The 14,229-nt window shown below is 56.7% G+C and carries 9 protein-coding genes; 3 read left to right on the forward strand and 6 right to left on the reverse strand.

The annotated features are described in order from the left end of the window. Nucleotides 1-31: 31 nt before the first annotated feature. From bcsC to bcsR, 6 genes are read right to left on the reverse strand one after another with little or no spacing between them, the layout of a single operon-like run. Nucleotides 32-3,514, reverse strand: coding sequence for a cellulose synthase complex outer membrane protein BcsC (bcsC, locus tag ACQG11_RS08115; protein ID WP_426728299.1), 3,483 nt, complete (start codon nucleotides 3,512-3,514; stop codon nucleotides 32-34). Next, nucleotides 3,496-4,602, reverse strand: a complete 1,107-nt coding sequence (bcsZ, locus tag ACQG11_RS08120) for a cellulose synthase complex periplasmic endoglucanase BcsZ (protein ID WP_426728884.1) — start codon at nucleotides 4,600-4,602, stop codon at nucleotides 3,496-3,498. Before bcsZ ends, bcsC begins: the two co-directional genes overlap by 19 nt. 6 nt (nucleotides 4,603-4,608) lie before the next feature. Further along, nucleotides 4,609-7,032, reverse strand: a complete 2,424-nt coding sequence (gene bcsB / locus ACQG11_RS08125; protein WP_071785220.1) for a cellulose biosynthesis cyclic di-GMP-binding regulatory protein BcsB — start codon at nucleotides 7,030-7,032, stop codon at nucleotides 4,609-4,611. Nucleotides 7,033-7,042: 10 nt separating this feature from the next. Then, nucleotides 7,043-9,658 carry a UDP-forming cellulose synthase catalytic subunit gene (gene bcsA / locus ACQG11_RS08130; RefSeq protein ID WP_023298842.1) on the reverse strand — a complete coding sequence of 872 codons (2,616 nt, stop codon included), beginning with the start codon at nucleotides 9,656-9,658 and terminating at the stop codon, nucleotides 7,043-7,045. Then, complete coding sequence (bcsQ, locus tag ACQG11_RS08135; RefSeq protein WP_023307157.1) at nucleotides 9,655-10,407, reverse strand: cellulose biosynthesis protein BcsQ; 753 nt, start codon at nucleotides 10,405-10,407, stop codon at nucleotides 9,655-9,657. The genes bcsA and bcsQ overlap by 4 nt, the downstream gene beginning before the upstream one ends. Nucleotides 10,408-10,418: 11 nt before the next feature. Further along, entirely contained in the window at nucleotides 10,419-10,607 is a 189-nt protein-coding gene (gene bcsR / locus ACQG11_RS08140; RefSeq protein WP_022649731.1) for a cellulose biosynthesis protein BcsR, read from the reverse strand. 174 nt (nucleotides 10,608-10,781) lie between these two features. On the opposite strand from bcsR, the gene bcsE reads away from it, so the two are divergent. Genes bcsE through bcsG form a run of 3 tightly spaced genes read left to right on the forward strand, consistent with a single transcriptional unit; the run spans nucleotide 10,782 to nucleotide 14,207 of the window. Then, nucleotides 10,782-12,344 (forward strand): cellulose biosynthesis c-di-GMP-binding protein BcsE, encoded by a 1,563-nt coding sequence (bcsE, locus tag ACQG11_RS08145; protein WP_423398289.1) that lies wholly within the window; start codon nucleotides 10,782-10,784, stop codon nucleotides 12,342-12,344. Then, nucleotides 12,341-12,535 (forward strand): cellulose biosynthesis protein BcsF, encoded by a 195-nt coding sequence (bcsF, locus tag ACQG11_RS08150; RefSeq protein ID WP_022649733.1) that lies wholly within the window; start codon nucleotides 12,341-12,343, stop codon nucleotides 12,533-12,535. Before bcsE ends, bcsF begins: the two co-directional genes overlap by 4 nt. Then, nucleotides 12,528-14,207, forward strand: coding sequence for a cellulose biosynthesis protein BcsG (bcsG, locus tag ACQG11_RS08155; protein WP_023298844.1), 1,680 nt, complete (start codon nucleotides 12,528-12,530; stop codon nucleotides 14,205-14,207). Before bcsF ends, bcsG begins: the two co-directional genes overlap by 8 nt. Nucleotides 14,208-14,229 lie beyond the last annotated feature (22 nt).

The following is a 14,229-nucleotide window of genomic DNA, read 5'->3' on the forward strand; positions in this document are numbered from 1 at the left end:
AGACTTACAATTAGATTAAGCAAAAATCCGATCACCAGTCTGCATAAGGCACCAGCGGTTCCGGCGGTAAGTCCATATCACCCTGCCAGCCTGCGGCAGAATACCGAACATAGAGCAACGCATGGCTCGGGGTATAGTCTTTCGCTTCCTGAATATCGACGCCCAGACCGACAAACCAGTTGGACGTCACACGGCGTTCAACAATCGCCCTTGCGGTATAACCCGTCCCTGACGAGCTACTTCCGGTTCCCATCACACCTTTATCGGTATAACGGCCTGGCTCATTGTCCGGTATCAGCCCCTGCAACGGATAACGCATCACATCTTTTGTTTTTGAATGGGACCATGAGACGGAACCGCCCAGTTCCCATGACCAGTTCTCTGTGCGTTTACGCCAGTTCACCGGTAAGGCGAACGACACATACTCCTGGGGACTGTAGTAACCGCCCTGGCCCAGCGAATAGCCACTTAAATCCTTATCGTAATGCCAGAGCATGTTGGACACACCGACCGTCAGACGCTCGTTGTTCTGATTGATAAGCTTGTAGTAATAGCCGGTCATCCAGCGGACCCGCCAGTTATCTTCGACATTCTTCCCGGTGAGGCTGTCGGCACTCAGGCTTGACCAGATCCCGTTAGCTTCGCCTTTGTCGTAGCTCATGCTCACGCCGCCACCGGTAGCACGCACGCCGCCCCAGGTGGTGTCGGTATTAGGATCTTTTTGCCCGGCGAAGGCCAGCACAGAGCTGGAAATCGGACGACGATGGGCGTTCAGGGTGTAGCCAATCGGCCCCAAGTCGTTGCTGTAGCTCAGGCTGCCCACCACATCGACCACGTCGAAGCCCATCGGCGTTGTACCGATGTCCCACGCCCAGGTGCTGTTCTGCCAGCCGACGGCCACGCTGGCGCCGTTGGCCGACTGGTTCGTGCTGCCGTGACATGGCGTTTCGGCGCAGGTACCCCATGTCGGATCGTAGGTTCCGTTATTGGTGTCAAAGGAACCGGCGTTCATATTGACCAGATCGCTACGGAAGAACATGCGGCCATCCGATAGCGGCGCATCCACCTGGAGCATAGTGGTGTGCGCTTTCAGGTCGGAATAGCCCCCCGTGCCGCTGGATCCCCAGTAGTCGTGTTGCAGCGTGACGTTCAGATCCTGCTGACGATAAAGATCGCCTGCATCGCTGCGCACGCCGCGCTTCAGCCAGTCATCTTTCTCATCGTTACGCGTAAGACGCGTAAAGCTGTCGTTATCGGTCGGACGGGTCGTCGTGATGCCCGATGAGACCATCGCATCTTTCCAGGTGTCCAGCGCCTGCTGAGGCTGGCCGTTTTGCGCCTGGAAACGGGCGGCATCACGCATCACCAGCGCGCTTTCCATAGAAGGCGGCTGCGATTTTGCCTGAGGAACAATGGCGTTGAAGGTCTTTTCTGCCGCGGCAGGATCACCCAGACCGGCCTGCGCCATGGCGATCCGGCGCTGCATATTGAGGGAGAGCGGTTCGCCGTTTTGTGCCGCGGGCAGTTTCGCCAGCTCAGCGCGAGCGGCGTCCCTGTTGCCCTGAGCAAGATTGACTTCGGTCAGGCCGAGAATTGCGTCTTCGTTCTGCGGTTCCCGTTGCAGGACGGTGTTGTAGGCGGTTTTCGCGGCCTCATGATCGCCACGCTGTTCAGCCCAGTCCGCCAGCGTTAAGTCGATACGAGTGGACGGGGGCTGCTGGCGAAGCAGCGCTTCCGCCTCCTGCTCTTTTCCACCGTCGCGCAGGCGGTTGGCGTTTTCCAGCACCTGGTTACTTTGCAGGCGGTCCGCCAGCGCCTGGATGTTGCCGTTCCACTTGTCGCGCGGCAGCGTGTTCAGATGCGCCAGCGCGGCCCGGTCCAGATCGTTACCGGACAGGTAAAGCCCGCTGGCGTAAACCTGATCCGGATCGCCCGGTTTCTGGCTTGCCAGCTGACGCATCAGGTTATCCGCCTGGCTGCGCTGACCCGCGCTATACAGATCGCGTGATAGCCGGTAGGTGATCCACACGTCGCCCGGGGAAAGCGCAAGGCGTCGGCGCTGAATTTCTGCGGCCTGCGCATAGTTTCCCTGGCTTTCCAGCTGTTCAGCCTGAGCCGAGAGCTGCTCGTTCGTCAGGCTACGTTCAATATCATCAATGCTGCGGCGCTGGCTGGCAGAGAGCGACTGAATAAACTGCGTCGCCTTCTCCGGAGACTGCTCGCGATAAATATTGGCAAGACCGCGTACCGCGTTGCTGTTGCCGCTGTCCATCCGCAATGCCTGGCGATAATAGCGTTCAGCCGCGTCGTTATCTTTGCGCGCCGCCGCCGCGTCACCCAGCCCCAGGACCGCGTAGCTGTCCGTATTGTCAATGTTGCGCGCCTGCTGATAATAGCGTTCCGCCTGGGCTGTCTTGTTGGCTTTCAGGGCGTTATCACCCTGCTGGATCAGCAGCCAGTATCGGTTAACCTTCAGCAGGCTGTCCCATTTGCCCCGGTTGTCGCTCTGCGGATCGAGGGCGATCGCCTTTTCAAACTGCGCAACCGCGCGGGCGCGATCGCCTTTCTGCGAATAGGCCTGCCCCAGCGCGCCTACGGCTTCACTGTCGGCGTGGTTGGCGCTGACTGCTTTCTGCAACTCCGTTACCGCTTTACTGCCCTGCCCGGCATCCACTGCGGCTAACCCTTCGGCTTTGGCGCGAAACGCCGGATCGGCGAGCTGTTTTTGCTGCGCTTCAAGCTGGGCGCGCGCCGCCGTCACGTTATCGCCATCGCTGAACACGCTCAGGTATTGTTGCAGCGCGGTAACGCTGGCGCTGCTGGCCGGCTGATCTTTGATCTGCTGGTACCACATGTCCGACGCCTGACTGCGGCCATTGTTCGATTTGGCCATCTCCTGTAACACCGCAAACCCTTCATCACGCCGTCCGCTCTGGAACAGAAGCTGCGCCAGCGAAGCCTGTAGCGGGGCGTTGCCCGGACTGCTGGCGTTGATTTTCTTCAGCTGATTAATGGCCAGATTGCGGCGGGCAGGCTCTTTCGCCACCACGTTCCAGTACTCCGTCGCGATGTCGCCGCTGGGCGGATTACCGTCAAACAGTTTGTCATACGCGGCAATAGCTTCCTGCGTGTGCCCGGTGGTGGCGAGCAGGCGAGCCTGCTGGAGGGCCTGCCGACCATCCGGCGTGGAGAGCAGCATGGTCGTACGGGAGGACTGGTACGCACTGGAATCGGGTGCCATTCCTTTCAGGCGATCCAGCTCTTTTTGCGCGCCCGCCGTATCCCCCTGTCGTAACAGGTAGCGGAAGCGAGCGGCAATCACGTCCGGGTTGTTGGGGTCGATCAGCTCAAGGCGATAGAGCGACTGGCGCACCAAATCCTCACGCTGGGTGGATTCCCCCAGACGAACCTGTTCCAGCAGCTGTCTCTGCTGCGGGGAGTTGGCGGCCTGGGCCAGGGGCATGAGCGCCAGGCCAAGCGATAAGGCGAGTAGATTTAGTGTGAACGTGCGCATTCCTGGCCCCAATCCGGTAGTAATTCACCTTGCGCGGTGAAACGAAAACGATGCTGATCCCACCCTTGTCCAAAGAGGGTCAGAACGTAGCTGTAATAAGCATTGTTATCGGGAAAACGATCGGCGACACGCTGGCGTTGCACCGCCTGCGCGTCCCGTTCTTGTAAAAATGGAAGCAGGGAGGCAGAAAACCCTACCGGCCCATCTCCGGTACGTTTCCCGGTCGCTACGTCCACTTTTTCCGGCGGCAAGCCTTGTTTGATTGTGGTGGTCGCCATGGGCTTGAAACGCGCCAGTAGCCGGGCTTTTTGCGGATCGTTATCGTTCATCATCCCTACCCACAGATAGACGCGAATCGCATCGTAACTGCCGATCAGGGTCGTATCCTGCTTCAACTGCCAGCCGCCCTTTTTCTGGTATTTCACCCAGTTCGGGGAAAATCCTTTTGGCGCGGTCTCCAGCAGCAGACGCAGGTTGGTTTCACGGAGCGTTGTCCACGGTGCGCCGAAACGGGTGAAATAGCTCGCAAGCTGCGGCGGCAGGTAGCTGGGGTTGAAGCGCCAGACACTCTCTTCGGCAAAACCGACTTTACCCGGCAGCAGCATAGAACCCAGCCCCGGTACCTTCACCACTTCCTCACTGGTAATGCGCGTCAACAGCGCCTTACCCGTGCGCGTGTAATCGGGATTTTTCCACAGCCGCCCGGCTTCCAGCAGCGACCAGGCAATCCAGATATCGGCATCGGACGCGGAGTTAGGGTCGATAACCGCCCAGGTGTTGTCGTCCTTTTTCCCCCACAGCCACGCCGGGAGATGTTGGGCTAAATCCCCCTCGGCAAGGTTATCGCGCGTCCATGTCAGCAGCAGATCGAACGTCTTGCGATCGTTTGCTGCCAGGGCAAAGAACAGTCCGTAGCTTTGCCCTTCGGAGGTGGTGATTTTGCGCGCGTCACTGGGATCAATGACGCGCCCACTTTCGCTCATATAATCCTGCTTGAACGTCTCCCAGGCAGGCCAGCGACAGGCGGCATGCAGATTCGCCGCCGCCAGCATCAACGCAGCGACTACACACCCGCGAAAGATTTTCATCACGGCTTACTCATGGTCCGGGTTAAGACGACGACGGCTGATGATTCGCAGCAGACGCCACAATACCCACGCCAGCAATACAACGCTGAGCGCAGCCAGCACGGCCAGCAGCACCGGGTGGTTAGAGAGGGCGTACCACAGGCGTTCGAACCACGGCAGATGACCGACGTAGTAGACATCCCCCACGCGCAGGCTGTTTACCCCCGACTCACGGATCACCGAGACGGAACCGAACATTGCCGCCCGTTTACCGCTGTCGTTCATGGCCGTGTTGAGCAGCTCATAGCCGCGCGGGCTGTCCGCCAGCAGGGCGATCACGCTGCGCTGGTCGTTATACGGAGACTGGAAGCCAACAATCGCAGCCATTGGACCCGTTGAGCTTACGGTCGTCCTGATATTGGCCTGACGATCGCCGCTGTCCGGCATGATGCTCGGGAACTCGGTCTGACGCAGCGGCGTGTTGACCCATGACTGAGCCGCCTGCACCAGCAGATCGACGCGCTTCTCGTCTTTCAGCTTGTCCGGAATGTTGCCGATGACCATGATATCGGCATCTTTGTTCTGGATCTGGCTACCGTCATCCGTCACCGTCACGTTGATAGCCGGTAAGCCGGTTTGCGCCCCGACGGTGCCCATGGTGTCCAGCAGCGTGGCAACCTGGCCTTCGTTGGCCGCTTTTGGCATCACGACAATCGATTCAGAGAGATCAGCCATGCGGCTGAACGGGAAACTGGCGTTAGCAAACGCACGCAGATCCGGCATCGCGATAAAGTGGTAATACTTCGAGAAGTCGATTGTGGAATCATCACCAATCACCACGTGGTTTTGCACCGGCTGGAAGGTAATACAGTTTTCCACCGATCCACCCGGCATCGGGTTCATGTACTGGAAGTTAAACCGCAGCTGGTTCACCGCACCGAGCTTCAGCGCCGGGATCGACACATCGGTTTTGCCATCCAGCAGCCCCTGCAATACAGGCAGACGAAGCATCAACCGGTTTGTCTCCTGGCTGCTGGTCAGGCTGAAGGATTGCAGGAACTGGTTGTTGAGGCTGATATCCATGCGCGAGCTGTCTTTGGTTACCGGCGCGGTGTAACGGTAGTTCAGGTTGATATCAATACCGTTGGTGCGCAGCAGATAGAGATCCGGCGGCAGGTTCAGCGACAGGCTGACAGGAGAAGGTTCAAGCCCGGTTGACTGCAATTGCTCTTCATAGGTTTTCAGCTCGCCGAAGGTAATCGCGCGGTCGGTGCGGACCCAGTTCGGCGCATCATAAGGCTTACGTGCCAGCAGCGGTTTCACCTCATCCACCACGACGCTATTACCGCGGAACAGGATATTGCCCTGAGCAATGCCTTTTGCCGCCTGCACCAGATCTTTATCATCACGCCCGAAGATCACCAGCAGCTTCACGTACGGATTGTCGGGATGGCTGATCATCTCGATGGTGGGCGCTTTCACCTCTGGATGGTCCCGCAGGAATGCCGGGCGTTTGGCGTTGGTGGCAAACACAATCGCGTTTTTGTCCGGCATTTTGTCGTACATAACCGGGAAACTCTGGCCACGCCAGCCGGAGCGGGAACCAAACCAGGATGCCACGATAGAGGCCGCCAGCTGTTCGGTCACATCAGGAGAGCCCGCAAACACCATTGGCAAGTTCAGTGGACGGTTATCACGCGGGTCGAAGAACGGCACCGGGAAGGCGGAGAGATCGTTTTTCAACGCCAGCGGCTGATAGGTCATCTGAAGCGAAGAGTTACGACCAACATCCAGCCACAGGGTGCTGCTGGCCGGGTTTTCACAGACATCGCGGTAATGGCCGACAAATTCCAGACGCACGCGGTTAAAGTCGGTGATAAACAGCGGGTTAATCGGCACCTGAGCCAGGGTTTTCTTACCCAGTTGCTCTTTGGTGACGGGCAGGACGTCCATCAGCTCATCATTCAGATAGACCTTAAGCTGGGATTGCACCGGCAGCAGCGACGGCGATGGCGTGTATTCCAGGTTGAGCATCGCTTTCGACACGACTTCATCGCTACGCATACCGAATTCGACACCGCCATTTGGGTTGATGCCGCGCAGAACCATGCTGCCCGGAGGAGGCGCGATCTGGGCGAACGTCAGCTTAACGTCACGCGACGGCGTATTTTCCGCAACCACCGGTGCACTGGCTCCCGGCACGCCAGGCATAACCTGCCCAACCACCGGGTTGTCGGCGGGCAGCGTATTCCCCGTCGTCGGCTGATTCGGGACGACGTTTTCCGTCTGCCCCGGCGCCGCCGTCACTACCGGATCGGTCGCTTGCGCGACGACAGGCACCGTTGGCGCGGGTGTGGTCGCTGCGTTATCAGGCGCCGCGTTAGCCACTGTTGCAGGGAGCGCACTCATCCCCATTGCCACTGCACATAACCAGGAAAGTTTTGTTTTCATCGCGTTATCATCATTGTTGAGCCATAACCGGGTCCGCCTGCTTCGCTTCATCTCGCTCAGGTCGACGCGGAATGAACGACACGACCCAGGAAACCAGTGAAGTAAGTGACCGGAAAATTAATTTCACCGACGACGGGGCAAATTCTGCAAGGTGACGATAGCCACGGAACCCCAGCTTAAGAATATCCAGCAGGCTTTCCAGAGGCTTATCCTCAGGGAAGCTGTCCTGCCAGAGAGCCCACGTATCCGCGCGGGCAAACGTACACTGCACAAAATCAATGTGTTGCTTTTTAGTCAGCGGCATCAGTTGCAGACCCACTTCATTTCCTCTCACACGCACCACCTGCGTCGGGAAGACATACTCCTGCTGGCCGCGCTTAAGCAATAGGTTGACCTTCTGCCCCTCAAGCACCTTCGCCTGACCGTTGATCTTGATACCCAGACCGCCATCCGAAAAGTCATGTACGGTACAGGAGAAGAGATGTCCATCGTCGCGGGCAATGGCCGCTGGCATGCTGATTTCGACGCGATGCGCGCGGCGAACCTGTTTGCTCTCCACTGATACCGCCACCGCGCCACCGAGGATAATCAGGTTATAAAACACCCACGCCATACTCACGAAGACCGTCAGAATTTCGTTTTCCGGGCCGTAGAAGTAGCGCCAGACCCCAACAATCACGCCCACAATATTCAGCAGCACCAGGAAGATATAGGGCCGGGAGATCACCCAGTCGACATACTCCTCTTCCACCAGCCCGCCCTTCGCGGTGACGTTGAATTTCCCTTTATGCGGGTTAATCAGCGCCACCATGGTTGGCGGCGCGATATACCAGGCCAGCACCGTTTCGTAGATTTCACTCCAGAACGAATGGCGATATTTCCCCTGAATCTTCGAGTTCGTCAGGCTGGCGTGGATCATGTGCGGCAGAACGAACAGGGCAATCATCAGCGCAGGCGCATAGATGATGTAAGCGTGAAGAAGCAGGAACGCCAGCGGCGCAGTAAGGAAGATAAGCCGTGGAATACCCGACAGGAAGTGGAACATGGCGTTGACGTAGCACAGCCGTTGCGCCAGTTTCAGTCCTTTACCCATCAGCGGGTTATCGAGGCGGAAAATTTGCACCATGCCGCGCGCCCAGCGAATACGCTGGCCGATATGCGCCGACAGGGATTCCGTGGCCAGCCCCGCCGCCTGAGGAATGCGCATGTAGGCGGAGGTATAGCCAAGACGATGCAGACGCAGCGAAGTGTGCGCATCTTCCGTGACCGTCTCGACGGCGATCCCGCCAATTTCATCCAGCGGTTTACGGCGGATCACCGCACAGGAGCCGCAGAAGAATGTTGCGTCCCACATGTCGTTCCCGTCCTGCACCAGACCATAGAACAGTGTGCCCTCGTTCGGGGTTTTACGAAAACGACCGAGGTTACGTTCAAACGGGTCCGGTGAGAAGAAGTGGTGCGGCGTCTGCATCATCGCCAGCTCTTTCTCCTTCAGGAACCAGCCCATGGTCATTTGCAGGAACGAGCGCGTTGGCACGTGGTCACAGTCGAAAATAGAGACGAACTCCCCTTTGGCATATTTCAGCGCATTGTTGATGTTACCGGCCTTAGCGTGTTCATGCGTGGTACGGGCGATGTACTCGACCCCTACTTCGTCCGCGAACTGGCGGAACTCGGCGCGGCCACCGTCATCGAGGATCCAGATTTTGATTTTATCCTTCGGCCAGTCGATACCCAGCGCGGCGTAAATGGTGTTTTTCACCACCGACAGGTCTTCGTTGTAGGTCGGCACGAAGAGGTCCACCGTTGGCCACTGGGTCGTGTCTTTTGGCAGCGGCACCGGCTGTCGATTCAGCGGCCAGATAACCTGGAAGTAACCCAGCACCAGCACGATCCAGGCGTAGGTCTCAGCAAACAGCAGCACTAACCCACACACCAGGCTGACCGGATCGTCCCAGTTCAGCGTTGAGGTATATCGCCACCAGATGTAGCGGCAGGAAACGGTCAGCGACAGCACGATCAGCATCAGGGCAGAAAAACGCCCCGGAATGCGCCGCACCAGCAGCGCCACGCCCCACAGCAGGATCAGGAAGGTAAACTGTGCCAGCGGGTTGAAGGGCTGGGTAATACAGACCAGCGCCAGTATGAGCGAGAACACCACCACCACGCCGAGAATAAAACGCCGTAAGCCCGGGTGAAGGTGCCCGAGCTCTTTGTGATTATCTAAATGACCTGTTCTATCGCCAACCCGGTCGGGTAGCCGGTTAAGCCACTGGTGATAGTGTTCACGTAAGTTCTGCACGCGATCGAAGCTGCGCCAGCGGGACGTTTTTTTCTCCGCACCCGTTGAGGTCGCCAGAAGCCAGATGGACTGTATAGCGTAGCGCGCGGGATCGAGCGGACGCGGCTTGTCAGGGTTGATATGCGGATAGAGTTCACCGTGGCGCGCACGAATACGTTGCCAGCGTGGATGTTCGAGGGGGATGAACATCCACGCCAGAATCATCCAGAAGCAGCCCAGCGCAGCGCTCAGCGATGAGGCGCCGTGATGACGGTAATGGCGGTAGCGTTCACTTAAGCGCGAACTGACCGGCGGGATGAGCAACCAGTTGGTCAGGCGGCTCATACTGAACTCCCGGCAGGCTCCGGCCGTTTCGCAAAGTGCAGCAGACACCAGTTGGCCAGCGTCAGGATCTCTTCTGCCGCCAGTGAATCACTACGGTACTCCCCAAGCGGTTGTTTGGAAGCGAGGCACTCCGCCATCGCTTCGTCACGATGAATAACCATTGGCAACAGGCGGCGCTGACTCTGGAGCCAGACCTGGTACAGATCGTCCTGGATCTGGCTGCCAATGCGCAGATCGTTAATCAGAATATGGGCATTGGCAGGCATTGCCTGTTGATGCAGACGGATATGACAATTCGCATCTACGTTCGCAATGGAGAGCACATGGTCGCACTGCGCCAGAAGCTGGCGGGTCAGCGACGCGGCGCCGTGCGGCAGGTCCAGCAGGATCCACTGATAGTGTCCGCTCTCTTTCAGACTCTGCAAAGCGGTGGTGAAGCGAGAGAACAGGCGCTGAAACGCAGCTTCATTCCCGCGTTCGGTTTCCGTCATCTGACCAAAGGGAAGCAAATCGAGCTGGGAGGTATAGCGCAAACCCGCATCCCGCCAGTCTTTATCGTCCAGAAGCGCGCGCCCCCAGCCGTTTTCATGCGTAAAGTCGACATTGAAAGACATGCGCAGCAAATTATCGGAGCAGGCATCAATAACCAGTACTGATTCACCTAAAACCTGTAATGACCACGCCAGCGCCGCGGTTACGGAAGTTGTACCCACTCCACCACGGACGCCCTGTAATCCTAGTACGGCCATCAATGGCTTCCTTATTGTTGTTGGGCAAACTCAGCTAATAACGGCCAACGTTTAATAGCCGCAGCCAACTGTTCCCGCTGGGAAATATCGGTGTAATCTATTTCAGGCAATGAAAAAGCCTGCGTGAGCGCCAGAAAATCGTTTTGGAATGTGTAACCCAGGCTTGGGTCGACTGGAGTTGCGGGTTCGTTATTTTGCATTCTTATTTCATCCCTTTGAGTAAAATCATAAGATTCAGATGCAGCGAGGCGTCCTGCCCACGAAATTTCATTTACATGCTAAATCTGATGTTCTTTAATTTCAATGTTAGGTTTATTTCTACGCTTTCGCTAGTAAACTGAGAGACATAGAAATTCGACGAAAAGAGGGACACCGTGGACTCCATATTTTCTATTGGCATCCAGTCATTATGGGACGAATTGCGCCACATGCCAGTCGGAGGAGTCTGGTGGGTTAATACGGATCGTAATGAAGATGCCATCAGTCTGGTAAACCAGACGATAGCGACGCAGGGTAAGGATTACCGCGTGGCCGTCATTACGATGGGCGATGAGCCAAAGTCAATCATCAGGCTCGAAACTGACCGTGGACCCCAGACAGTACGATTATTTTCCATGCCAGCGGAGGCCGACAGTTTATACTTTTTGCCCCGCGATATTCAGTGCTCTATTGTTCCTGAACACTATTTACTGATTCTTAAATGTTCTCAAAACGGTCTACAAAATATCCCGTCTGAAAAACTGCTGAAATGGCTGGGAAGAATCAGCAGATGGGCAAAAAATCAAAATTGCACCTTATTGGTTGTTAACCCGGGCAGTAATAACGACAAACTTTTTTCACTTTTAATGAGTGAATACCGTTCCCTCTATGGCCTGGCCAGTATTCGTGTCCAGACTGACAGCCATCTTTACGACGTGGCTTTCTGGTGCAATGAAAAAGGGGTGAGCTCCCGACAGCAGCTTACCCTCAAAAATGTCGGGGACGAGTGGCATCTTGCTCAACAGGAAGAGACGGTGGTTCAGCCACGCAGTGATGAAAAGCGCGTTCTGAGTCATATTGCGGTACTGGAAGGTGCGCCTGCACTGTCTGAGCACTGGTCACTATTCGAAACCAACGAGGCCTTATTTGATGAGGCGCGCACCACGCAGGCGGCGACCATTATCTTCTCGTTGATCCAGAATAACCAAATCGAAACGCTGGCACGGCACATTCACACATTACGTCGCCAGCGCGGCAGCGCGTTAAAAATCGTGGTACGTGAAAATAATACCAGCCTGCGCGCCACCGATGAGCGCTTATTACTGGGCTGCGGCGCGAATATGGTCATTCCCTGGAATGCTCCCCTGTCGCGCTGTCTGACGCTGATCGAAAGCATTCAGGGCCAGCAGTTTAATCGATATGTTCCGGAAGATATCAGCACCCTGCTTTCAATGACGCAGCCGATGAAACTGCGCGGCTACCAGAAATGGGACACCTTCTGCGATGCGGTGGGCAACATGATGAGCAATACGCTTTTACCGGCAGACGGAAAAGGGGTGATGGTTGCCCTGCGTCCTGTGCCGGGCATTCGCGTTGAGCAGGCGCTCACCTTGTGCCGCCCTAATCGTATCGGGGATATCATGACCATTGGCGATAATCGCCTGGTGCTGTTCCTCTCCTTCTGTCGGGTGAACGATCTGGATACCGCCCTGAACCATATCTTCCCGCTGCCTACCGGGGATATTTTCTCGAACCGCATGGTCTGGTTTGAAGATAATTTGATCAGCGCTGAGCTTGTCCAGATGCGAGCCCTGGCACCTGAAAAATGGGCCAAACCGTTGCCTGTAACAAGTGGTGCCAAACCGGTTCTGAACGCGAAACATGACGGGCATGTATGGCGTCGGGTTCCTGAGCCGCTACGCTTAATGGATGAGAACAAGGAGAGCGTTCCATTATGAATATCAGCGATATCATCCAACTGGTTGTTCTGTGCGCGCTGATTTTTTTGCCGCTTGGCTACTATGCACGCCATTCCCTGCGCCGTATTCGCGATACGATCAGATTACTGTTCGTCAAACCTCGCTATATTAAACCCGCCGGAACACTGACTCGCGCTTCAAACGTCAAGGCAAACCGAAAACATGACTAATTCTACCTATACCTCTTCAGCGCCATCGCCACTCTGGCAATACTGGCGCGGTCTGTCCGGCTGGAATTTCTACTTTCTGGTGAAGTTTGGTCTGCTGTGGGCAGGCTATCTTAATTTCCACCCGCTGCTTAATCTGGTGTTTATGGCATTCCTGCTGATGCCAATCCCGAACCTCAGGCTGCACCGTATACGTCACTGGATTGCTATCCCTATCGGTTTCGCCCTGTTCTGGCATGATACCTGGCTACCCGGCCCCGAAAGCATTATGAGCCAGGGCTCCCAGGTCGCAGGTTTCAGTGCGGACTATATGCTCGATCTGGTTGAGCGCTTTATTAACTGGCAGATGATTGGCGCGGTATTTGTCCTGCTGGTTGCCTGGCTGTTTCTGTCTCAGTGGATCCGGGTGACGGTGTTTGTCGTCGCGATTATGATCTGGCTAAACGTCCTGACGCTGACGGGCCCGAGCTTCTCGCTGTGGCCAGCCGGTCAGCCGACGACAACCGTAACCACCACGGGCGGTTCCGCCGCCGCTACCGTCGCGACAGCAGGGGATACGCCTGTGGTTGGGGATATTCCAGCGCAGACGGCGCCGCCGACATCCACGAACCTGAACGCGTGGCTCTCCAGTTTTTACGCTGCGGAAGATAAGCGCCAGACGAAATTCCCGGACGCGCTGCCTGCCGATGCTCAGCCGTTTGAGTTGCTGGTCATTAACATCTGTTCTCTGTCCTGGGCTGACGTTGACGCGGCTGGTTTGATGTCGCACCCGCTGTGGTCGCATTTCGATATTCAGTTCAAAGACTTCAACTCGGCCACGTCGTACAGCGGCCCGGCGGCTATCCGCCTGCTGCGCGCCAGTTGCGGACAGCCTTCGCATAAGAACCTCTACCAGCCGGCAGCTAACCAGTGTTACCTGTTTGATAACCTGGCAAAACTGGGCTTTACCCAACACCTGATGATGGGCCATAACGGTCAGTTCGGTAACTTCCTGAAAGAAGTGCGTGAACAGGGTGGCATGCAGGCCCCGCTGATGGACCAGAAAGGGCTGCCAGTGACGTTACTGGGCTTCGATGGCTCGCCGGTCTATGACGATACCGCCGTACTTCAGCGCTGGTTCGACACCGTCGGTAAAGAGGAAGGGACGCGTAGCGCGACGTTCTATAATACGCTGCCGCTTCACGACGGGAACCATTATCCCGGCGTAAGTAAAACGGCCGATTATAAGGCCCGTGCGCAGAAGTTCTTCGACGAGCTGAACGCGTTCTTCAACGAGCTGGAAAAATCAGGCCGTAAAGTGATGGTGGTGGTGGTCCCGGAACATGGTGGAGCGCTGAAAGGCGACAGGATGCAGGTGTCTGGTCTGCGCGATATCCCAAGCCCGTCCATCACAAACGTTCCGGCCGGGATTAAGTTCTTTGGCATGAAGGCACCGCATCAGGGCGCGCCAGTTGAGATCACCCAGCCAAGCAGCTATCTGGCCATCTCGGAACTGGTTGCTCGCGCTGTAGACGGTAAGCTGTTTGTGGAAGATAGCGTGAACTGGGATCAGCTCACCAGCGGGCTGCCGCAGACGGCGGAGGTATCGGAAAACGCCAATGCGGTGGTGATCCAGTATCAGAATAAGCCTTATGTCCGGCTGAATGCCGGGGATTGGGTGCCGTATCCGCAGTGACCTGCTACACCCTCTCCCCTGT

The organism is Enterobacter cloacae complex sp. 372C4 (genome assembly GCF_050030615.1).
GTDB lineage: Bacteria > Pseudomonadota > Gammaproteobacteria > Enterobacterales > Enterobacteriaceae > Enterobacter > Enterobacter intestinihominis.

What these genes read in the sequence shown, in the direction of transcription:
- bcsF (WP_022649733.1), top strand. Translation starts at nt 12,341, where the DNA reads ATGAATATCAGCGATATCATCCAACTGGTTGTTCTGTGCGCGCTGATT.
- bcsG (WP_023298844.1), top strand. Translation starts at nt 12,528, where the DNA reads ATGACTAATTCTACCTATACCTCTTCAGCGCCATCGCCACTCTGGCAA.
- bcsQ (WP_023307157.1), bottom strand. Translation starts at nt 10,407, where the DNA reads ATGGCCGTACTAGGATTACAGGGCGTCCGTGGTGGAGTGGGTACAACT.
- bcsB (WP_071785220.1), bottom strand. Translation starts at nt 7,032, where the DNA reads ATGAAAACAAAACTTTCCTGGTTATGTGCAGTGGCAATGGGGATGAGT.
- bcsZ (WP_426728884.1), bottom strand. Translation starts at nt 4,602, where the DNA reads ATGAAAATCTTTCGCGGGTGTGTAGTCGCTGCGTTGATGCTGGCGGCG.
- bcsR (WP_022649731.1), bottom strand. Translation starts at nt 10,607, where the DNA reads ATGCAAAATAACGAACCCGCAACTCCAGTCGACCCAAGCCTGGGTTAC.
- bcsC (WP_426728299.1), bottom strand. Translation starts at nt 3,514, where the DNA reads ATGCGCACGTTCACACTAAATCTACTCGCCTTATCGCTTGGCCTGGCG.
- bcsA (WP_023298842.1), bottom strand. Translation starts at nt 9,658, where the DNA reads ATGAGCCGCCTGACCAACTGGTTGCTCATCCCGCCGGTCAGTTCGCGC.